General features: G+C 69.3%; 18 protein-coding genes. 5 read left to right on the forward strand and 13 right to left on the reverse strand.

What is annotated here, in order from left to right; genetic code table 11:
- The first annotated feature begins 4 nt into the window (after positions 1-4).
- Positions 5-3,220 carry an efflux RND transporter permease subunit gene (locus ACS5PN_RS03040; RefSeq protein ID WP_439462459.1) on the forward strand — a complete coding sequence of 1,072 codons (3,216 nt, stop codon included), beginning with the start codon at positions 5-7 and terminating at the stop codon, positions 3,218-3,220.
- Here ACS5PN_RS03040 and ACS5PN_RS03045 read toward each other — a convergent pair.
- Together ACS5PN_RS03045 and ACS5PN_RS03050 are read right to left on the reverse strand one after the other, a co-directional pair.
- The gene (locus ACS5PN_RS03045; protein ID WP_439462460.1) at positions 3,198-4,601 is read right to left on the reverse strand and encodes an FAD-binding oxidoreductase; all 1,404 of its coding nucleotides are present in this window, start codon (positions 4,599-4,601) and stop codon (positions 3,198-3,200) included. The genes ACS5PN_RS03040 and ACS5PN_RS03045 overlap by 23 nt on opposite strands.
- The gene (locus ACS5PN_RS03050) at positions 4,598-4,978 is read right to left on the reverse strand and encodes a DUF2069 domain-containing protein (RefSeq protein WP_439462461.1); all 381 of its coding nucleotides are present in this window, start codon (positions 4,976-4,978) and stop codon (positions 4,598-4,600) included. The genes ACS5PN_RS03045 and ACS5PN_RS03050 overlap by 4 nt, the downstream gene beginning before the upstream one ends.
- 21 nt (positions 4,979-4,999) lie before the next feature.
- Here ACS5PN_RS03050 and ACS5PN_RS03055 point away from each other — a divergent pair, with 21 nt between their 5' ends.
- Positions 5,000-6,298 (forward strand): YihY family inner membrane protein, encoded by a 1,299-nt coding sequence (locus tag ACS5PN_RS03055; protein WP_439462462.1) that lies wholly within the window; start codon positions 5,000-5,002, stop codon positions 6,296-6,298.
- On the opposite strand, the gene ACS5PN_RS03060 is transcribed toward ACS5PN_RS03055, so the two are convergent.
- Complete coding sequence (locus tag ACS5PN_RS03060; protein ID WP_439462463.1) at positions 6,270-7,229, reverse strand: Bug family tripartite tricarboxylate transporter substrate binding protein; 960 nt, start codon at positions 7,227-7,229, stop codon at positions 6,270-6,272. The genes ACS5PN_RS03055 and ACS5PN_RS03060 overlap by 29 nt on opposite strands.
- A gap of 28 nt (positions 7,230-7,257) precedes the next feature.
- Complete coding sequence (locus tag ACS5PN_RS03065; protein WP_439462464.1) at positions 7,258-7,818, reverse strand: helix-turn-helix domain-containing protein; 561 nt, start codon at positions 7,816-7,818, stop codon at positions 7,258-7,260.
- 99 nt (positions 7,819-7,917) lie between these two features.
- Between ACS5PN_RS03065 and kbl the strand changes: the two genes are divergently transcribed.
- Together kbl and ACS5PN_RS03075 are read left to right on the forward strand one after the other, a co-directional pair.
- Positions 7,918-9,114 carry a glycine C-acetyltransferase gene (kbl, locus tag ACS5PN_RS03070; protein ID WP_439462465.1) on the forward strand — a complete coding sequence of 399 codons (1,197 nt, stop codon included), beginning with the start codon at positions 7,918-7,920 and terminating at the stop codon, positions 9,112-9,114.
- A complete protein-coding gene (locus tag ACS5PN_RS03075; protein ID WP_439462466.1) occupies positions 9,111-10,064 on the forward strand; it encodes an NAD-dependent epimerase/dehydratase family protein in 954 nt (317 codons plus the stop codon). The genes kbl and ACS5PN_RS03075 overlap by 4 nt, the downstream gene beginning before the upstream one ends.
- On the opposite strand, the gene ACS5PN_RS03080 is transcribed toward ACS5PN_RS03075, so the two are convergent.
- From ACS5PN_RS03080 to ACS5PN_RS03120, 9 genes are read right to left on the reverse strand one after another with little or no spacing between them, the layout of a single operon-like run.
- Positions 10,054-11,070, reverse strand: coding sequence for a DUF4438 domain-containing protein (locus ACS5PN_RS03080; protein WP_439462467.1), 1,017 nt, complete (start codon positions 11,068-11,070; stop codon positions 10,054-10,056). The genes ACS5PN_RS03075 and ACS5PN_RS03080 overlap by 11 nt on opposite strands.
- Before the next feature lie 18 nt (positions 11,071-11,088).
- On the reverse strand, positions 11,089-11,853 hold the full coding sequence (locus ACS5PN_RS03085; RefSeq protein WP_439462468.1) for a hypothetical protein: 765 nt from the start codon (positions 11,851-11,853) through the stop codon (positions 11,089-11,091).
- A gap of 2 nt (positions 11,854-11,855) precedes the next feature.
- Positions 11,856-12,359 (reverse strand): hypothetical protein, encoded by a 504-nt coding sequence (locus ACS5PN_RS03090; protein ID WP_439462469.1) that lies wholly within the window; start codon positions 12,357-12,359, stop codon positions 11,856-11,858.
- Positions 12,360-12,371: 12 nt separating this feature from the next.
- Positions 12,372-13,457 carry a hypothetical protein gene (locus tag ACS5PN_RS03095; protein WP_439462470.1) on the reverse strand — a complete coding sequence of 362 codons (1,086 nt, stop codon included), beginning with the start codon at positions 13,455-13,457 and terminating at the stop codon, positions 12,372-12,374.
- A 42-nt stretch (positions 13,458-13,499) separates the two neighbouring features.
- Complete coding sequence (locus tag ACS5PN_RS03100; protein ID WP_439462471.1) at positions 13,500-14,168, reverse strand: hypothetical protein; 669 nt, start codon at positions 14,166-14,168, stop codon at positions 13,500-13,502.
- 30 nt (positions 14,169-14,198) lie between these two features.
- Entirely contained in the window at positions 14,199-16,163 is a 1,965-nt protein-coding gene (locus ACS5PN_RS03105; protein WP_439462472.1) for a hypothetical protein, read from the reverse strand.
- Positions 16,164-16,190: 27 nt separating this feature from the next.
- Positions 16,191-17,465: a hypothetical protein gene (locus tag ACS5PN_RS03110; protein ID WP_439462473.1), complete on the reverse strand. Its 1,275-nt coding sequence runs from the start codon at positions 17,463-17,465 to the stop codon at positions 16,191-16,193.
- 34 nt (positions 17,466-17,499) lie between these two features.
- Positions 17,500-18,558: a hypothetical protein gene (locus tag ACS5PN_RS03115; protein ID WP_439462474.1), complete on the reverse strand. Its 1,059-nt coding sequence runs from the start codon at positions 18,556-18,558 to the stop codon at positions 17,500-17,502.
- 37 nt (positions 18,559-18,595) lie between these two features.
- Positions 18,596-19,783, reverse strand: coding sequence for a hypothetical protein (locus tag ACS5PN_RS03120; protein WP_439462475.1), 1,188 nt, complete (start codon positions 19,781-19,783; stop codon positions 18,596-18,598).
- 407 nt (positions 19,784-20,190) lie between these two features.
- Between ACS5PN_RS03120 and ACS5PN_RS03125 the strand changes: the two genes are divergently transcribed.
- Positions 20,191-20,688 carry a response regulator transcription factor gene (locus ACS5PN_RS03125; protein ID WP_439462476.1) on the forward strand — a complete coding sequence of 166 codons (498 nt, stop codon included), beginning with the start codon at positions 20,191-20,193 and terminating at the stop codon, positions 20,686-20,688.
- The last annotated feature ends 67 nt before the right edge of the window (positions 20,689-20,755 follow it).

Genomic DNA, 20,755 nt, shown 5'->3' on the forward strand with positions numbered 1-20,755 from the left:
CGAGATGTTCCTCTCCAACTTCAGTATCAGCCGGCCGGTCGCCACCGTCGTGATGGTCATCGGCCTCATGCTGATGGGCCTCATCGCGCTGTCCAAGCTGCGCGTCAACCAGTTCCCGGACGTCGAGCCGCCGGTGCTGGTCATCAACATCCCTTACCCCGGCGCCTCGCCCGAGACGGTTGAGCGCGAGGTCGTCAACCGCATCGAGAAGGCCTTGCAAAGCATCTCGGGCGTGGACCGCTCCAACTCCACCTCGCGCGAGGGCAGTGCCACCATCGTGCTGGTCTTCGACTTCTCGAAGAACATGATCGAGGCCGCCGACGAGGTGCGCAACTCCATCAACTCGGTGCGCTACAAGCTGCCGACCGAGATCCGCGAACCCATCATCACGCGCGCCGACCCCGGCGCCCAGCCCATCCTGCAGTTGTCGCTGTCCAGCAGTTCGCTGACGCACGCGCAGATCAGCCGCTTGGCCGAGGACAAGCTGGCCGAGCGCTTCCGCGGCATCGCCGGCGTGTCGGTCGTGACCGTCAACGGCTCGCTGCAGCGCGAGCTGTCCATCCTGCTGCGCGCCGAAAAGCTGCGCGAGTTCGGCGTCTCCGTCACCGAAGTGCTCGGTGCGGTGCGCGCCCAGAACACGACCGCACCGGTCGGCAAGGTGCGCGGTGCGCTGGAAGACCAGAGCATCCGCCTGCTCGGCCGCCTGGCCTCGCCCAGCGAGTTCGAGCAGATGATCATCAAGCGCACGGGCAGCAACGTCATCCGCCTGGGCCAGATCGCCGAGGTCAAGGACGGCTTCGCCGAGATGAGCGGCTACTCGCTGCGCAACGGCCGTCCCAACGTTGGCATCTCCATCACGCGCTCGCGTGACGCGTCCACCGTCAGCGTCGCCAACGACGCGCGCAAGCTGGTCGACGAGATCAAGAAGGAGCTGCCCGCCGGCACGACGCTGGAGGTCACCCAGGATGGCGGCAAGGACGCCGAGAACAGCCTGCACAACGTCACCGACGCGCTGGTGTTCGGCGCCGGCCTGACCATCTTCGTCGTCTACGCCTTCCTGAACAGCTGGCGCTCGACGCTGATCACGGCGCTGTCCCTGCCCACTTCGGTGCTGGCGGCCTTCATCGCGGTTTGGGTGATGGGCTTCTCGCTGAACTTCATGAGCCTGCTGGGCCTGTCCCTGGCTATCGGCGTGCTCATCGACGACGCCATCGTGGTGCGGGAGAACATCGTGCGGCACATGGAGCGCGGCAGCGACCGCGTCACCGCGGCACGCGAGGGCACGGCCGAGATCGGCTTGGCCGTCGCGGCGACCACGTTTGCCATCATCGCCGTCTTCGTGCCCGTCGCCTTCATGGGCAACGGCCCTGGCCAGTGGTTCAAGCCCTTCGCGCTGACCGTCGTCGCCTCCGTCGCCGTGTCGCTGATCATCAGCTTCACGCTGGATCCGATGCTGTCGGCCTACTGGGGCGACCCCCCGGGCTACCACGAGCAGCCCAAAAAGGGCTTCGGCAAGCTGCTGCAGCACTTCAACCACTGGTTCGACGGCGTCGCCAACGGCTATGGCCATGTCATCGCCTGGGCCCTGCATCACCGTCGCTGGATGGCGGCCTTCGCCGTGGTCAGCTTCGTCGGTGCCATCGCGCTGCAGGCCACGGTGGGCGGTTCCAGCTTCCTGCCCCAGGCCGACGCCGGCTTCCTGGCCGTCGACGTGCGCAGCCCCGCCTCCAGCAGCCTGGACTACTCCAAGCTCAAGCTCGATGCCGCCGCGGCACTCGCCTCGACGATGAAGGAAACCAAGGCCACCATGGCCTACCCGAACGCCAGCGGCGGCCGCATCTACATCGACATCGGCAAGAGCACGGAGCGCCAGCGCTCCGCGGCCCTGATCGCCAAGGAGCTGCGCGAGAAAGTCGCCCGTCTCGTCGGCGCCGAATACGTCGTGCTGGACGACCTGAACAACGGCGCGCAGAAGCCGGTGCAGATCCGCTTCTATGGCACCGACACGCGCAAGCTGCAGGAGATCACGCAGGAGTTCCAGAAGACCATGCAGGGCATCAAGGGCGCCGTCGACGTCGGTTACTCCGAGCAGGACCCGCAGAACGAGCTGCAGATCGAGCTCGACCGCGGCCTGGCCAACCAGCTCGGCATCTCGGTGAATGACGCTGCACAGTCCCTGCGCGTGGCCTTTGCCGGCGTCGAGGCCGGCGACTGGGTCGACCCGACCGGCGAGACGCGCGACGTGGCCATCCGCCTTCACCCGAGCGATCGCGTGGACGCGGCCAACATCGAGCGCCTGCCCATCGCCGTCTCGGGCACCAACCGCATGGTGCCGCTGGACCAGATCGCCACCGTCACCATGGGCAAGGGCCCGGGCCAGATCCAGCACGGCGACGGCAAGCGCACCATCACCGTCAGCGCCAACGCACAGGGTCGTTCGCCCGGCGAGATCACGACCGAGGCCGTCAAGCTGGCCAAGGCCATCAACTTCCCGCCCGGCTTCGGCATCGAGCTGGCCGGCTCGGCGCGCGACCAGCAGGTCGTCTTCACGGCCATGATCACGGCGCTGCTGAGCGGCATCGCGCTGATGTACTTTGTGCTCGTGATCCAGTTCAACAGCTTCACGGCGCCGCTGGGCGTCATGCTGTCGCTGCCGCTGAGCCTGATCGGCGTCGTGCTGGCCCTCATCCTGACCGGCGGCACGCTGAACCTGATGAGCCTCATCGGCGTCATCATGCTGATGGGCCTGGTGGCCAAGAACGCCATCCTGCTGTTGGACGCCACGCGCCAGGAGGAGAAGGCGGGCGTGGATCGCGAGGAGGCGCTGATGCATGCGGGGCGCAAGCGCTTCCGCCCCATCCTGATGACGACCCTCGCGCTGATCGCCGGCATGATGCCGGTCGCCATCGGCGTGGGCGAGGGCGGTGAGTTCTACCGACCGATGGCGGTGGCCATCATCGGCGGCACCATCACGTCGACGCTGCTGACCCTGCTGATCGTGCCGACCTTCTACGACAGCATCGAGATCGCCCGCGACCATGCGCTGGCCAAGTTCCACCGCCGCACGCCGCGCTTCACGATGGTCGGCGCCTTTGTGCTGACGCTGATCGAAGCCCTGCTGGCCCTGGTGCTGCTGCGCTTCTTGTTCCGCCTCGTCGTCAAGCTCGGCCGTCTCGTGACCGGCCGCCGCGTGACGGTCACACCAGCCGCCCAGGGTTGAGCAGATCGAGCGGGTCCAGGGCCCGCTTGATCGCCCGCATCAGCGCGAGGGCCGTCGGGTCCTTGCGCTGTGCCAGCTCCTCGCGCTTGAGCCGGCCGATGCCATGCTCGGCCGAGATCGAGCCGCCGCGCTGCTGCACGGCGTCGTAGACGAGTTCGTTGATGGCCACCTCATGCGCGGCCAGGAACTCCGCCGGCGCCACGCCAACCGGGGCCTGCACGTTGTAGTGCAGATTGCCGTCGCCCAGGTGGCCAAAGTCGATGACATCAATGCCCGGCAGATACGCAGCCAGGGCCGCATCCATTTCGGCCACAAAGCCCGGGATGGCCGACACCGGCAGCGAGATGTCGTGCTTGATGTTGAGCCCCGCCTGGGCCTGGGCCAGCGGGATGGACTCGCGCAAATGCCAGAAGGCCCTGGCCTGCTGCAGGTTCTGGGCGATGGCAGCGTTCTGCACGCAGCCACGCTCGACGGCGGCCTCCAGCAGGCCTTCGAAGACGGCGCGCGCATGCTCCGCGCTCTCGGCGTCGGATAGCTCCAGCAGCACAGTCCATTCCGCCGGCCCCAGCGGTTGCGCCAATTGCGGCAATTCGCGCGCGACGAGGGCCAGCGAGGCCCTGTTCATCACCTCGAAGCCGGTCAGCGCATCGCCGGCGCGTTCTCGCGCCAGGCCGAGCAGGGCGACCGCGCCGTCCAGTGAATCGCAGGCTGCCAACGCAGTCAGACGCTCCTTGGGTTGCGGATAGAGCTTCATCGTCGCGGTCGTGATGATGCCCAGCGTCCCCTCGCTGCCGATGAAGAGGTCGCGCAGGTCATAGCCGGTGTTGTCCTTGCGCAGGCCCGACAGACCTTGCCAGACCTCGCCGGTGGCGGTCACGACCTCCAGCCCCAGGCAGAGCTCGCGCGCATTGCCATAACGCAGCACCTGGGTGCCGCCGGCATTGGTCGCCAGGTTGCCACCCAGGGTGCAGGAGCCCTCGGCGGCGAGGCTGAGGGGGAAGAGCATTCCGGCTTGGGCGGCTGCGGCCTGCACCTCGGCCAGCACGCAGCCGGCCTCGGCCGTCAGGCTGGCATTGGCGATATCGATGCCGCGCACCCGCTTCATGCGCGACAGGCTCAGCACCAGTTGGCCGCCGCTGTCGTCGGGCGTCGAGCCGCCGACGAGACCCGTGTTGCCGCCCTGGGGCACGACGGCCACGCGGTGCTCGTGGCACAGGTGCATCACCGCCGCGACCTCTTCAGTCGACGCCGGCCGCGCCACGGCCAGGGCCTTGCCGACATAGCGCTTGCGCCAGTCGTTTTCGTAGGCCGACAGGTCGCCGCCCGTCAGCAGGCCGGCCTCGCCGAGCCGCTCGCGCAGCGCGTCGAGGAAGGCGTTCATGCCGCCTTGGCCGCCGCCAGCCTTTGGCGGATCTGGGCCGTGCAGGCCGTGAAGACGACGGTGCTCAACACCACCTCACCCAGCGCTAGCCATTGGCCGAGGCCGCCCTCGCTGGTCGAGCGCACCAGGCCTTCCAGCACATAGAGCCAGACGAACAGCGCCACCCAGCGGTAGGTGTACATGCGATAGCGCCACAGGCCCAGCGGCGCCGGCAGCAGTGGCAGCACCTTCAGAGCCAGGGTGCCGCGGCCGGTCGGCGCCAGCCACAGCTCCCAGGCCAGGCAGAGCAGGATGAGGGCGGTGACGGAGGCCACGGCGAGGTTGCGCGACAGCTTCTCGGCGGCTGTCGGTTCGGTGCGTTCGAGGGCAGGGGACATAGCTGCGGCATCATAGAAGCCATGTCAGAGACACCCGTTCCGCCCGCCGCGCCCGCCAACACGGACAACCCCGATGCGCCGCTGGCCCGCAACCCCATCGCGTTCGCCAGCGACTTCATCACCGAGCTGCTGGCCTGGCCCTGGTTGCAGACCCTGCACACCTTCCGCCAGCGTTTCCGCGAAGAGAAGCTCGGCCTCACCGCCGGCAGCCTGACCTTCACGACGCTGATCTCGCTGGTGCCGCTGCTGACGGTCATGCTGGCCATCTTCACGGCCTTCCCGATGTTCTCCAGCTTCCAGGCCGCGCTGGAGCAGTACTTCCTGAAGAGCCTGATCCCACCCAATATCGCCAAGCCGGTGCTGGCGTCGCTGACGCAATTCGCGGCCAAGGCCAACAAGCTGGGCGTCGTCGGCCTGGTCGCCCTGGGTGTCACGGCCCTGGCCCTGATGCTGACCATCGACCGCACGCTGAACGCCATCTGGCGCGTCAAGCGGCCCCGGCCCATGGCCCAGCGCGTCCTCGTCTACTGGGCGGCGCTGACCCTGGGCCCGCTGCTGCTGGGCGGCAGCCTGACCCTGACCAGCTATGCCATCAGCGTGGGCCAGGGTTATCTCACGGCCATGCCCGCCGCCATGTCCACGACCTTGGGCAGCGCCGACGTGGTGCTGTTCGGCCTGGCCATGGCCGGGCTCTTCCACTATGTGCCCAACACCCATGTGCGCTGGCGCCATGCGCTGATCGGCGGCGCCTTCGTGTCCATAGGCTTCTCGCTGGCGAAGTCGCTGCTGGCCTGGTACGTCAAGCAGGTGCCGACCTATTCGACGCTGTACGGCGCCTTCGCCACCGTGCCCATCTTCCTGATCTGGATCTACCTTGGCTGGGTCATCGTGCTGCTGGGGGCCATCCTGGCGGCCAACACGCCCAGCCTGACGGGCCGCCTGCATCTGCGCCCCGACACGCCGGGCCAGCCCATGGCGCTGGCGCTGGAAGTGCTGCGCGAGCTCTGGCGCGTGCGCGAGGCCGGCCAGCAGGGCTTGTCCTATCTGAGCCTGGCCGTTGCGCTGCGCGTGGACCCGCTGCAGCTCAGCCCCGTCATCGACAAGCTGCTGGCCATGGACTGGATAGGCCGCCTGGAAGAGGAGGGCGCCCAGCGCCTGGTGCTGCTGTGTTCACCCGAGAAGGCGTTGGCCGAGCCGCTGGTGGCCGCCTTCCTGGCCGAGCGCCAGGGGCTGCTCGGCAATCTGTGGGCGCAGGGTGACTGGTCCAAGCTGACCTTGGACCGCCTGCTCGTCACTGCGGCTGGAAGCCCCCGGACTTGATGATCTTGGCCCAGGCCGCCGAGTAGGCGCGTTCGCGGGTCGCGAGCTGGGCGGAGCTCATCATGCCGACCGACAGGCCCAGCTCCGTCAGCCGCGCCTTCACGCCGGGTTGGCTGATCACGCCGGCCAGCGCATTCGAGAAGCGCTCGACCGTGGCTGGCGGCGTGCCGGCCGGCGCGAACAGGCCGTAGTAGGGCAGGTCCTCGAAGCCGGCAATGCCGAGTTCGGCAAAGGTCGTGACCTCGGGCAGCACGCCCTGGCGCTGCTGGCCCATGACGGCGACGATCTTCAGCTTCTTCTGCTGGTGGTTGGTGATGAGGTCGGGCACCGAGCCGACGCCGGCGCTGATCTGGTTGCCCAGCATGTCGGCAATCATGGGCGCGCTGCCGCGATAGGGCACCGCCAGCAGGTTCAGCCCATTCTTCTCGCCCAGTAGCTTGACCAGGAACTCGGGCACCGACGCCGGTGCCGGCACGCCAACATTGCCCTGGCCGCCGTTCTGCTTCTTCACCCAAGCCAGGTAGTCGGGCAGGCTGGCGGCCGGCGTTCCGCCCGAAATCGCAAAGGCATTGGCGAAGGTGGCAAAGCCCGCCACCGGCACGAAGTCCTTGGCCGGGTCGAAGCCCGGATTCTTCAGCACCAGGGGCAGGATGGAGATGGTGTGGTCGTGGCTGACGAAGAAGGTCGTGCCATCGGGCGGCGCCGTCTTCAGCGCCTGGGCCGCGATCTGGCCGCCGGCGCCGGGCCGGTTGTCGACGATGACCGTCGTGCCCAGCGATGCTTGCAGGGCCTCGCCCAGCAGGCGAGCGATGGCATCGGTGCCGCCACCGGCGGGGAAACCGACCAGCAGCCGGATGGGCTTGTCATCGGCGCGGCTGGCGAAGGGCAGGGCCGCGAGCGCGGCCAGGGTCGAGCGACGGGAAATCTGCATGCATGCCTCCTGGAGCGGAGGCTGCAGTCTACGGATGAAGGACCACCAGCAGCGCGGTCGCCGCCGACTTGCTCGCATTGCGGATGGCATGCGGCCCATCGACCGCATAACGCGCCGTCTCGCCGACCTTGAGCTTGCTGGTCAGCCCGGCGGCCGTCACCTCGAGGCTGCCCGTCAGCACGCTCAGGTGCTCGCGCGAACCGGGCTCGTGGGCTTGCGAATCCAGCACGCCGCCCGGCTGGATGCTGAGTTCGTACCACTCGAACTGGCCCGCCAGCTCGATGGGGCCCAGGATGCGCAGCTTGCACAGGCCGTCGGGGCTGGTCAGGCCCGGCGTCGCGTGGGCGGGCACGGTCTCGATGGCGGGTGCTGCGACGCGCTCGGTGCCCAGCAGCTCGCCCATGTCCACGCCCAGGGCATTGGCCAGCCGCCACACCACGGCCACCGTGGGATTGGCCTGGTTGCGCTCGATCTGCGACAACATCGACTTGCTCACGCCGGCCCGCTTGGAGAGATCATCCAGCGACAGGCCCCGGCTGCTGCGCAAGGCCTGCAGAGCAGCGCCGACGCGGGGCGGTTCGGTGTCCATGTTCATGCTTGACGGCGATAGACGTTTTTCAGATACTGCACGAAAGTTCGATATATCGAACACGTTCAATTTACCGAATTGTGCATCAGGAGCAGCGCCATGAGCCAGGCCTTCTATCAACATCTGCAGACTGAACTCGACGGCATCCGTGCCGCCGGCCTCTTCAAGGCCGAGCGCATCATCACGACGCCCCAGGGCGCCGTCGTCAAGACGACCGACGGCCGCGAGGTCATCAACCTCTGCGCGAACAACTACCTGGGCCTGTCCTCCCACCCCCAGGTCATCGAGGCCGCGCACGAAGCCCTGCGCACGCATGGTTTCGGCCTGTCGTCGGTGCGCTTCATCTGCGGCACCCAGGACCTGCACAAAGAGCTGGAAGGCCGCATCGCCCGCTTCGTCGGCTGCGAGGACGCCATCCTCTACGCGGCGGCCTTCGACGCCAACGGCGGTTTGTTCGAGCCCCTGCTGGGCGAGCAGGACGCCATCATCAGCGACGCGCTCAACCATGCCTCCATCATCGACGGCATCCGCCTGTGCAAGGCCCAGCGCTACCGCTACGAGCACAACAACCTCGAGGACCTCGAGCGTTGCCTGAAGGAAGCCAAGGAGAAGGGTGCCCGCTTCACGCTGGTTTTCACCGACGGCGTGTTCTCCATGGACGGCACCATCGCCCAGCTCGACAAGATCCGCGCGCTCTGCGATCAGTACGACGCCCTGCTGGGCATCGATGAATGCCATGCCAGCGGTTTCCTCGGCAAGACGGGCCGCGGCACGGCCGAGCATCGTGGCGTGTTCGGCAAGATCGACATCGTCACCGGCACCTTCGGCAAGGCCCTGGGCGGCGCCTCGGGCGGCTTCACGGCCGCGCGCAAGGAAGTCGTCGAGCTGCTGCGCCAGCGCTCGCGCCCCTATCTGTTCAGCAACACGCTGGCGCCCAGCATCGCCGGCGCGTCGCTGGCGGTGTTGGACCTGCTGGAAGGCTCCACGGCCCTGCGCGACAAGCTGGAAGCCAACACCGCCTATTTCCGCGAGGCCATCCAGGCGGCCGGCTTCGAGATCAAGCCCGGCACCCACCCCATCGTGCCCATCATGGTCTACGACGCGGTGAAGGCGCAGGAGCTGTCCAAGCGCATCCTGGAGCTGGGTATCTACGCTGTCGGCTTTTTCTTCCCCGTCGTGCCCAAGGGCCAGGCCCGCATCCGCGTGCAGATCTCGGCCGTGCACGAGCGCGAGCATCTCGAAAAGGCGGTTGCAGCCTTCACCCAGGCCGGCAAGGAACTGGGGATCCTGAAATGAGCAGCACCCCGCGCATCCTCATCATCGGCGCCAACGGCCAGATCGGCACCGAGCTGGCCACGGAGCTGGCCCGGCTGCACGGTGAAGACGCCGTCATCACCAGCGACCTGACGCCGCAAGGGCGCGTGCGCACCCTCAAGCACGAGGCCCTGGACGTGACCGATGCGGGCGCGCTGGCAACAATAGTCAAGCGCCACCACATCACCCAGATCTACCACCTCGCCGCAGCCCTGTCGGCCAATGGCGAGAAGCACCCGATGTGGGCCTGGGACCTGAACATGAAGGGCCTGCTCAATGTGCTGGAGCTGGCCCGACACGAGAAGCTGGAAAAGATCTTCTGGCCCAGCTCCATCGCCGCCTTCGGTCCCAACACGCCGGCCGTCGACACGCCGCAGACCACGGTCATGGACCCGACCACGGTCTACGGCATCTCCAAGCTTGCCGGCGAGCGCTGGTGCGCCTGGTATCACGCCAAGCACGGCGTGGACGTGCGCAGCCTGCGCTACCCCGGCCTCATCAGCTGGAAGACGCCGCCCGGCGGCGGCACGACCGACTACGCCGTGGAGATCTTCCACTCGGCGCTGAAGGAAGGCCGCTACACCTGCTTCCTGGAGAAAGACCAGGCCCTGCCGATGATGTACATGCCCGATGCGCTGCGCGCCACCATCGAGCTGATGAACGCGCCGGCAGACAAGATCAAGCAGCGCGGCAGCTACAACCTCGCGGGCGTCAGCTTCACGCCGGAAGGCATCGCCGCCTCCATCCGCCGACGCATCCCGGACTTCTCGATGGACTGCGTGCCTGACTTCCGGCAGTCCATCGCCGCCAGCTGGCCGCAGCGCATCGACGACACCGACGCCCAGGCCGACTGGGGCTGGAAGCTGCAGTACGACCTCGACGCGATGGTCGACGACATGCTGGCGAATCTGGGCCCACAGCTCAAGTCCTGAACGCGAGTTTGGGCGGCACCTCGCGCAGCTTGCAGCGCATACGCCGGTCCCGCTCGGCCAGCGTCAGCCGCTCGCGTGCCGGCACCGGCTGACGCACACCCAATGCGGCAGCGAGATTGGCGTCAGGTTCGCGCCGCGGTCGCAGCAGCTCGGCCGGCCCCGTGATCAGCGGCGTGACGCCCGGCCCATGGCCGCTGACCGTGCTGTCGCCATGCACGATGACGCCGATGGTCACGCGGCCCTCGCGCCAGCTCGGACCACGGCGGGTGTCGGCATCGGTGATGGCGACGAAATCGCCGAAGCGCAGGCTGCCCAGTCGGTAGCGCTCGCGGGCCGCGCGATCGGCCAGCTGGATGTCGTAGTCGCCACGCCAGGCCGTGTTCTTGCCCAGTCCCGAGCCCATCAGCCGCGCCGGGATCAGATGCGTGACCGGCACGGATAGCTGCCCATCGCGCTCGGTGATGCCCCAGCGCCCGAGCAGCAGTGGCGCGCAGTTCATCAGCTCGGCGCGGGGATGCCTGGGCAGGCGCAAGCCCTGGCCGATGGAGGTGATGGCGATGCGGTCGCCAATCGCCAGGCGGCGCAGCACCTCGGGCGGGAAGTCCACCATCACGTGGTTGACGCCGCCATGCTTGCCCGTCACCCAGCCCTGCTGGCCGCGCGCCGCGCCGCTCAGCACGCGGGCGCGGTTGCCGACGCAGGCATAGGTGATCAGCGCGTTGTTGGGCCCGTCGCGCGGGCCGATGACTTCGCGGCCGTTGTTGTGCAGGGAGACGCCGGGCTCGATGTGGTCGCCCGCCAGGCCCACGCAGAGGTCGCCGATGCGCCGGTTCAGCACGATGCCGCCGGTGCCGGGCAGCACGCGCGGCACGCCGTCGTAGCCGATGCGATAGGGCATGGCGCGCGCGACCGGATGGGCGATCTGGCCCTGCACGGTCACGGCGACCAGCTCGTCGCGGTTGAAGCTCGGGCCGCCTTGCGGCGTGCTGGGGGGCTCGGCATACATGGGCAGGCTCCGTGAGGATCAAAGCCGATACCACCAGGCCCGGCTGCGCTGCCAGGGGTCCTGGGTGTCGTCGTTCGATGCATCGGCGTCGGGCGGCAGCGTCAGTGCGTGAACGGCGCAGACATGCTGGACCGACTGCAGCAGGGCCGCGAGACCTGCCGCGGCGATGGCCTGGCGCACGAAGGCGCGCTCGGCCGCCAGCAGGCTGGTCGCATCGCTCTCGGCCAGCAGCCGTGGGGGCGGGTCCAGCCCGCTGAGCGCCTCGACGGGGCCGGGCGCGGCTTCGGCATCCGGCGCGCGGCACAGGATCAAGGCGCCGTCCAGGGCTGCCGACAGCGCCAGCGCATCATGCGCGCCAGCTACGGGGTCGAAGCCATGGCACCAGCCGCGCGCTGCTGGCTTGGTCTGGTGGGACTGCAGGGCCTCGGCATGCCACTCGAAGCGCTCCACCAGCGAGTCGTCGCTGCCAGCGCTGCCGCGCAGCTGTGACTCGGCCAGGTTGTCGCCCACCCAGCGCAGCGTCCAGGAGCCGGCATCGGTGCCGTCGCGCAGCGCGGTCCAGTCGTTCAGGGCCAGGGGATGCAGGCCCTGCTGGTTCTCGCTGCCCAGCATTTCGCTGGCATCCAGCACCTGCCAGAACGAGCGCGGCAGCCAGGTCTCGAAGACGCGCGTCAGGCCCAGGGCCAGCTTGAGTCCGCAGGCCTGGCCCAGCACCAGGGCCGGGTCCAGCACGCAGCGCAACTTGACGCCGTCGACGGTGACGCGCAGGTCGCTGGCACTCATGTTCAGCCTCCCTCGTCGAATGCGTCGAAGACATCGCTGGGGCGCAGGCGCACCGGCGCGGCCTGGCTGCCGCTGCGGTCCAAGGTCGGCGCTGTGGCGCCGGCGGCGTAGACCAGCTTGCGCAGCAGCGCACCGCTGGTCGGGTCGATCTGCAGGAAGACATTGCGCACATTCGGATTGCGGGCCGCGATGTGGCGTTGCATCTGGCCGGGCTGGGTGTCCACCTCGATGTGGGTGGGGCGGTTGCCGCGGCGCGGGTTGTTGAAGTTCGCATCCGGGCGCAAGCGGCGCGCGGGTTGGCCGGCGCCGCGCGGCTTGTCCACGCGCACCGGCGTGCCGGGGAACCAGCGCCTGAGGTCATTGGTCAGGCTGCCGATGACATGCCAGTGCGACAGATTGGGCGACAGGCCGCGCTGCGGGCGCGGCAACTGCGTCAGCGCGTCGATGCCCGCATCCACTTCGGCCAGCGCGTCGTCGATGACGGCGGCGTCCCAGCTGGCGTCCATGCGCTTCTCCGATCAAGCGGCTTGGCGCACGCCCAGCACGCTCTGAAGCGCTGGGGTCACACCCGGGAAGCCACGACCTTCCGGGGTCATGCGATACGCCGCCACCCAGGCCTCGGCGTGGGCGCCCATGGGCCGCACGACGCTCTGGAACAGGATGGGGTCGATGGCCGTCTTGAAGTCGTTGTCGGCGATGAACTGCAGGATGCGCCGGCCGCTCTCGGCCATCTTTGCGCGCTGGCTGGGCTCGGCCACGCCGCCGAGGTAGCGGTTGGAGACGATCTCCACCACGTCCCACTTGGTGTTGGCGTCAAACGCCTTCTTGATATCGGGCGCGTCCAGCAGCTGCAGCACCGTCTTCAGGTGGTGGCCCGTCTCCATGGCCAGCGAGAAGATGTTGCCGTAGGTCGAGCGGTCCAGCGCATAGCGCAGGTCCAGGCCGATGCGCTGCACGGTGGCCACGCTGCCGAAGGGGCGCTGCTCGATGAGCTGGCCGCCGCGGATGACCTCGCCGATCAGCAGGTCGCGGAAGTACTGGCCCAGGGCCACCATGAAGCCCACCATCTGGCGGTGGAAGTTGCGGTTGGTGACCGCCCCCGCCGGTGCCTGGGCCGTGCCGTAGTTGAAGGCGCGGCGGTAGGCCACCATGCGGTCGGCGCGCTTGTAGCGCAGCGGCGTCCATTTCTCCAGCAGGTAGAGGCCGCGGGCGCCGGGGCCGCGCTGGATGCGCATCTTGCCGAGGCGGAACAGGCGCAGCAGCGTGTCGACGACCTCGAAGATCTTCATGCGCTCGTGCTGGTAGATGTAGTACAGCTCGGCCGCGGCATGCAGCTGGCTGGGCACGACGGCGTCGTCGAAGTCCGGCGTGATGAAGGGGTAGGAGATCTTGTCGAAGTCCGGCGCCCCGTGGTCGCCAAAGCCGACCAGGTCGAGGAAGCCGTCGCGGCCCTCGCCGTTGGCGGCGCCCTTGAGCAGCTCGCTGAAGCGCTGCTCGAAAGGCTGCTCGAACTTCTGCCGTTCAGCGGCAGGCATGGCCGCCAGCTGGTCACGCAGGAAGGTCTCCCACAGCCGCTGGATGGTCTCGGTGGTCTGGAAGCTCATGGTGTGGCTCCGGCGTGGCGTTGCACTCGAGGTGGATGGGAATCAGCCCAGATGGGCGGTGATCACGGGGATCAGGGCATGCACTTCGGTGAAGCGCCGGTGGCGGATGTCGAAGTCCTTGGTGGCGAAAGGCGTGAAGGCCTCCAGATAGCGTTTCAGCAGGTCGGGCGACGTGCCCAGCAGCTGGCGCGCTTCGGGTTCGGCGGCTGCCAGCAGCTTCTGCAGCGCGACGTTCTCGCCGAACTCGGCCTTGTTCTGCTTGTCCGGCTGGCCCGGGTTGGCGTCCACGGCCAGGGTCAGCACCTGGGCCAGCCAGCGCACGAGGGCGGCGTTCTTCGACGTCACGATGGCCGCGCCCGTGGTGGGCGCGGGCGCCGGTGCCGGCTGGAAGCCGTCGAGCTTGTCCAGCACCTTCTGCACCTGCTGGCCGACGCTGAGCGTGATGGCGTCGCTGGCGGCCTTGATGTCCGCGGCATGGGCGATCTTGAGTTGCGTCACCGCGCCGCCGACCTGCGTGGACATGGTGGTGTTCAGCGTCGTGATGCGGCTGTCGAGGGGCTGCAGTGCGGTGGCGACCACCTGGGGCAGGGCTTCGACGCCCTTGCGCGTGGCGGTGACGTCCAGGGCCGTGCTGCCCAGGTCCAGCCGCACCGGCGTGCCGAGGCTGCGATAGAGCTCGGGCGTGTAGACATTGATCTCTTCGAACGGCATGGTCGTTCTCCTTGGTTGGGGATGCCGGGCTCAGCGCCGCTGTTGCAGCGCCAGCACGCGATTGGGGCGGCCCAGGCCGCTGCGTTCGACGCGGTCGACGATGCTGTCCAGCGAGGTCTCCAGCGTCGGCGGCAGGTTGATGCCGCGGCGGTCGAGGCAGTCGTGGCCGACGACGGCGCGGACGGCGCTCTGCACCACGCTGCGCAGTTCACCCAGCGACTTGTCGATCTGCGAGCAGTTGGCCACCATGGAATGCACCAGGTCCTTCCAGCGCTCCTCCATGTCCAGCTGGAGGCAGAGCTCTTGTTCCATGACACCGATGTAGGCGTCCAGGTCGAGGTCGGCAAAGCCGGGGATGCCCAGCCGCTGAAAGTCGGCGTTCACGGCCGAGATGGCGCGGTAGGGCGTGCACAGGTCGGTGACGCTAGCCTTGGCGGGGATGGGGTCGTTCAGGAACTTGGTGAGATCCTGCGGCTCGGCCACATGGGCGTCGCCGAGGGCCGTCCGGACTTCCTCGCCCAGGCTGCGCGCCCGCAGATAGGCCTTGTTGAAGGCGGTATCGGTGCTGAGGCTCAGCGTCGGCCTGAGGCTTTGCGCGATGCTCTTCAGCTGATCAAGGAGTTCGGTGTCCAGCGCGTCGACGCCGGCCACCTTGCAGGCGAACTGGCCGGTCAGCACCTGGTCGATCAGGAAGGCATAGGCCGCGGCCCGCCTCTCGGTGGTGCCGAAGTTGTCAAAGCCCAGGCCATAGAGGTCGATGGCGCGGTCCAGGTCATAGAGCAGCTTGTCCAGCAGCACCAGGCAGGCCTTGTTGCCCGTGCAGCAGCTGCCGGCCAGGCAGTCGATGGCGTCGGCCACCAGGCCGCGGCGCGTCGCCAGGTCGACGATGCGGCGGTCGGCGTCGTCCAGACCGGTGCTGCCGTACAGGCCGTAGAACAGCAGCGGCGGCCGCGCGATCTTCATCAGGCGGAAGCCGCCCGCCGAATCGAAGGCCGAGGCAAAGAGCTGCAGGGCTTCTAGGAAGGCATAGAGGGCGGGCGATTCGGGGCTGATGCCGCGCCGGCCCACGGTCACCAGGCGGCGGAAGCGCTCCAGCGCCAGCAGCGAGGTGGAACCCACCGAGCGCAGGCCGTCGGCGGTGTTGTCGCCGCTGCGCTGCACCAGCTCGTCCATGGTGCGGGCCAGTTCGGTCTCCACCAGCAGCGAGCGCAGGTCGTTCTGGCCCTGGGCTTCCAGCAGGTCGTTGAGCTGGCGGTAGGCGTCCAGGCCGCGGGGCCAGTCGTCGGGGCCATAGGCTGTCTGGGTGCTGCCGACCAGGTTGCGCAGCGCGTAGACGGCGGCGTCGCGCCGCGTCTGCAGATCGGCATAGGCGACCTGGGGCACATAGCGGCCGCCGCCGAAGCCGACATTGGCCAGGGCCTCGCCCATGATGACGAGCAGCAGATTGGCCGCCTCGTCCAGGCTTTGCGCCAGCTTGCGGAAGTCGGTCAGCATGGCCGGCGTGTGGGCACCGACGAGGCGGGCCAGGCGGGCGTAATCGTTGAGCTGGCGGCGCATCGCGAAGCCCTTGTCGCGGTTGCGGGGGTCCAGGCCGAAGCGGGCCGCGTTGTAGCCCTCGGACAAGGCCGCGCGTATGGCCTGGCCCCAGCCGCGCAGCTCGGGGGCCACATCCTTGAGCAGGGCGCTGTGGGTGAGGTGGTGCAGGTCGGTGTGGATGTCGTCCTGCGCCTGCTGCCACTCGGCGCCGCCGGCGGCGGTCAGCATCTGCACGACGGGCGGCGCCGAGTCGTGGGTCTGCAGGAAGGGCAGGCCGCGCGACTCCTGGCCGATGGCCTGGGCGCGGGGGTCGCTGCTGTAGCGGGTCAGCAGGGCCTGGGCGACCTGGTTGGGGTCGCTCGGGTCGCCGACCTTCAGCTCGCGGCGGATCAGGTTGTCCAGCACCAGGCGGTCTTGCCCGCTTTGCGGGGTGATGGACAGGGCGTTGGATGAGGCCATGGGGAGTCCTTGTGGTGATGGTCAGGTTCAGGCGGCGAGGCGCAGCGGCGGGCGTTGGGATGAACGGGAGGGGCTGCCGCTGAGCTGGTCGGTGACGATGTGGGCCAGGCGTTGCGGCGGGATGCGGCCACTCTCCAGCGCGTAGTGAGCCGCGCTGACGACATGACGGGGCGGCAGGTCTGTGGCCCGGCCGGCCTGCAGGCAGCGCGCGCCTTCTAGGATGGCGTCCTGGTCACCGCGGTTGAAGCGGATCACGTCGGCCAGGGCCTGCTGGGCAAGATTGCGCCGCGTCTGGAAGGCGATCTCGTCCACCACCTCAGGAATGAGGCGCGGGGCGCTCGTCATCAGGCCGGCGGGAATGCGGTGGCCGCTCTCGGTCCGGTACAGGGCCTGCCAGACGCGCAGCAACTTCGTCGCGTCGCTCGCGAACCCCATGCGGCGCAGCATCTCCGCCAGCAGGTAGACGCGCAGATAGGCCGTCGGATGGGCGCCGCCGGGGCGGAAGGTCATGGTGCGCGGCTGCGGGTGGGCCAGAAAATCGGCCATGCCCCAGGCCGCGGCCGGCCCGCCGAGCAGGATGGCGGCGAGATCGGCAAAGATCTCCTTGTGCCAGCGCCCGTAGACCGAGGCCAGCATGGGGTTGCCGGCGCGGCCCATCACCCGGCGCAGCACCGCCTGGCGGTTCTCCTGCCAGATGCCGGCATCGGCCTGGATGTTGTGGGCCACCTCGTGCAGGAAGACGCTCTGCCAGGGCTGGTCACGATCCCAGGGAATGCGGATCAGCGGGAAGGGGTTGGCCTCGCCGAGCAGGCGCGACAGGGCCACGCCGCGCCGCATGGTCGCCGGCGAGTAGCCATGCTCCATGTACGACACCGGCTTGAGCAACGGCCCGTCGAAGAGGCGCGGCGAGGTCTGGCGGATGGCGGCATAGCAGTCGGCGGCGATGCTGTCGTGGGCGGCGAGCGAGGGGCCAAAGGCCGTGCCGCGCTGGGCAAATACCTCGTAGAACATGCCGAAGAGACGGCGCGCGCGGTCCAGTTCGCGCTCGACCAGGGCGATGTCGACGAGGACGCGCTGGGGCGCGCGCTGGCCGACATCGGTCTGCAGGTCTTCAAAGCGCTGGCGGATGCGCTGCTCCACCGCCGCCAGCCGCGCATTGGCGACACGGAAATGCTCGGGCGAGGGTGCATACGGCATGTCCTGGGGGCGCAGGCCGACGAAGGCGTTGTCCACCCGCGCGAGCCGCGAGAGCCGGGCCGACAGCCCGGTGATCTTGGCCTGCAGGAAACGGCGCACATTCATGGCCCAGCCCTCGGTTGTCGTTGTGGGTCGCAGCTCAGCGGCAGCGCAGGTTGATGACGACGGGGCCGCGCGCAATCACACGACGGCCGCGTGCGCAGTGCGGGCAGCCGATGCGGGCGACGCGACCGGTCGTGGCCACCACCTGGCGGGCCACGGGCGCCACCGTGCGAGCGACCACCTGGGCCGCCTGGCCGCGCGGCGTGGCGCGACGGGCCGGCGCCACCAGCGGGCGGGACAAGCGCTGCACGGTCTGCGGGCGGGCCGCCACCTGGCGGGTGACGCGCTGCACCGCACGCACGGCCTGGCGGGCCGGCAGGCGGCGGCGCTGCACGATGCGGCGCGTGGCCGTGACGGCGCGAGCCACGGCGCGGGCGGCCTGCGGGCCCTGGCGGCGCACGGCGCCGCGCACGGCCTGGCTGACGGCGCGCACGGCGGCACGGCGCACCGGTGCCGCGGCTCGTGCCACACCGGGCAGGGCGCGGCGGATGACCATGCCGGCCAGCACCGGGGCGGCGGCGTCGATGCCATCCTCGTCCAGGCCGTCCACCAGCTCGTCGAAGGCCTCGAACTCGTCGGCCCCATCGGCCAGCAGGCGGCCGGCCACGTTGGCGATGCGGCCGATCATCTGGGCCTGCGGGATGGGGATCATGCTGGCCAGGGGGCCGACGACGCGGGCCGCACGGCCGATGCCGCGGCCCACGCCGCGGGCGATGCGGCCCAGGCGGCGGAAGAACTCGTCGCCATCGCCGGCGTCCATCGCGTCGGCGACGGCGGCTTCGAAGGCGTCGTCGCCGCCTTCGTCCCCGTAGTCGTCGCCGGCATCGAACTCGTCGCCCTCGTCGAACTCGTCGTACTCATCGGCTTCGTCAAAGCCCTCACTGCCGCCTCCGCCGCCACCCAGCAGGCCACCGGCCACGCGGCCGATGCCGCCGAGCAGGCGGCCGATGAACTCGTCATCGCCCTCGTCGGCGCCGTCGAACTCGTCGAACTCATCGCCTTCGTCGAACTCGTCATAGGCATTGCTGGTGCGTGCCGGGCCTTCTGCGGCGTCGGACATCAGGTCGTCCATCACGTCGGCTTCGAATCGGTCCATGGTGTGCTCCTTGCGTGAAGTGCTATCGAATGGTGGGTTAGCGCGGCGTGACCGTCAGCGCGACGGGGCCGTCGATGTGGAAAGTGCGGGTGCCGCTGATGCGACGCGTGCGCTGGCCGCGACCGACTCGGGTGTCACGCGCCAGCGGCGCAGAACCCGGGCCCGCGCTGGGGCGGGGGCTGGCGGCGCTGGGCTGGGCCAGTCGGCGCAGGGTTTGCGGTTGCTGGGCCACGCGGCGCGCCGTGGTGGGCAGGCCGCGTCGCACCTGCTGGGCGGCGCGCTGGGGTGTGGGGGCCGTGCGGGCGGCCACGCGGGCGGCGGACTGCGCAAGGCGGGGCAGGGCGCGCACCGCACCGCGGCCGCGCTGGCGCACCAGTTCGCGGGCGGCCGAGGCCGTGCCGCGCACGATGGCGCGCCGGCCCGCCTGGGCCAGTTGGCCCATATTGCGCATGCCCAGGGTGCGGGCCGCAGCGCGGGCGGCCAGGGCCACGACGGCCGGCAGAGCCTCGTCCACGCCGTCCTCGAAGGCATCGGCCAGCGCGTCGAAATCGTCCATCTCGTCCCCGCCGCCGCCGATCAGCTGGCTGAGCTGGCCCAGCACGCCCTGGGCGCTGCCGGCCGTGTTGGCGACGCCACCGGCCAGGCGCCCGGCCGTGCCGGCCCAGCCCTGCACGCGCTGGGCGCCACCGGCCACGCTGCGCAGGCCGCCGGCGATGCCGGGGGCCCCCAGCATCTGGGCCAGGCGCGAGGCGGCCATCGCCGCCGGCGATACCTGGCGGGCCACCCGGCCCACGCCGCCGGCCACGCGCTGGGCCTGGCGGGCCACGCCACGCACGCGGCCGGCGATGCCGGCGGCGCCGCCCACGCCTCGCCGCAGCATGCCGCCGGCGCGGCCCAGGCCGCCGAGAATGCGGCCGAGGAATTCGTCCTCGTCGGCGGCATCCAGGCCGTCGGCGACTTCGTCCTCGAAGGCATCCCACAGGGCCATGGCGTCACCGCCGTCGCCCTGGTCGTCGGCGAAGTCGGCACCGTCCAGCGCCTCGCCTTCGAAGCCGTCGCCCTCGTCGCCGAGGTCGCCAGCGTCGTTGTCGAAGCTTTCCATCAGGTCCATGCCGTCGCTGCCGTCGGCTTCGTCGAAACCCTCGTCCGCGCCGTCGCTCGCGTCGGCACCATCGAGGGCATCGGCCTCGTCCATCAGTTCGCTGTCAAAAGGGTTCTGATCCATGTCGTGGTCTCCAAGCCGGGGCGGCATCGCTACCGTGAAGTCACTCTAGGCAGGGCCAGGCGCGTCGACAAAACGTGTTTTGTGCCGACCGCATCGGGGCTCGTGTCGACGCACCAGTCCTGACGCACCAACCCATCGGAGGGCCCCCGTTTGAGGGCATCGATCAGGGGGACTTTGCTGGTGCGCGCCCGGACGCATGATGCGCAGCGCCGGGGGCGCCACCGCCGTGCATCGACATCCAGCACTTATTCACGTCGTCAGCCCCCCAGCTTCCCAGGTGCCAAGAAGGGCGGACTGAGCAAATATCCGGCGCCTTGGACGATCCAGAGAGGGACCACGTCAAAGCGGGAGCGCGTTATGGCCAGCAGCATGCAAACCCGGCGATCTCCAACGCCCCGAGGCGGGGCATGAACATCCGTCGCGACGGCCCCGACGACGACGCGGCCTGCGCCGACGCCGGGGCGCCGCCACCCTGCGTGGAACTGGGCGGCCGCAGCCTGCGCATCGTCTGCGTCGACGACCGCCTGCCCGACCACAGCGCGCGGCCCGGCAGTTCGCGGCTGTGCCAGCGCTATCTGCCGGGCGAGATCGCGCATTTCGAGTGGGCAGGACATCGCTACGCCGTGGTCCCGGTCAGCGAGTCATCTGAATCCGGCACGCCGGTGCAGGAGCTTCACACCCTGCTGACCAACCGCGAACTGCAGATCGTGCAGCTGATCTGCTCGGGCCTGCTGACCAAGCAGGTGAGCGCAAAGCTGCACATCAGCGAGTTCACCGTGCGGTCCTATCTGAAGACCATCTACTGCAAGCTCGGCGTGCGCTCGCGGGGGGCCATGGTCTATGCCTATGCGCAATCGCTGTCTCGCGTCCCGCGGGACGAAGTTGCGGACGCGGCCGACGCCTAGGGGTGCTCCGACACCCGAAATGAAGGTTGGCTGACAGGGCAGGTCTTGCCCTGGCTGATAGTCTGGG

It is taken from the genome of Roseateles sp. NT4, assembly GCF_051857475.1.
Classification (GTDB): Bacteria; Pseudomonadota; Gammaproteobacteria; order Burkholderiales; family Burkholderiaceae_C; genus Pelomonas.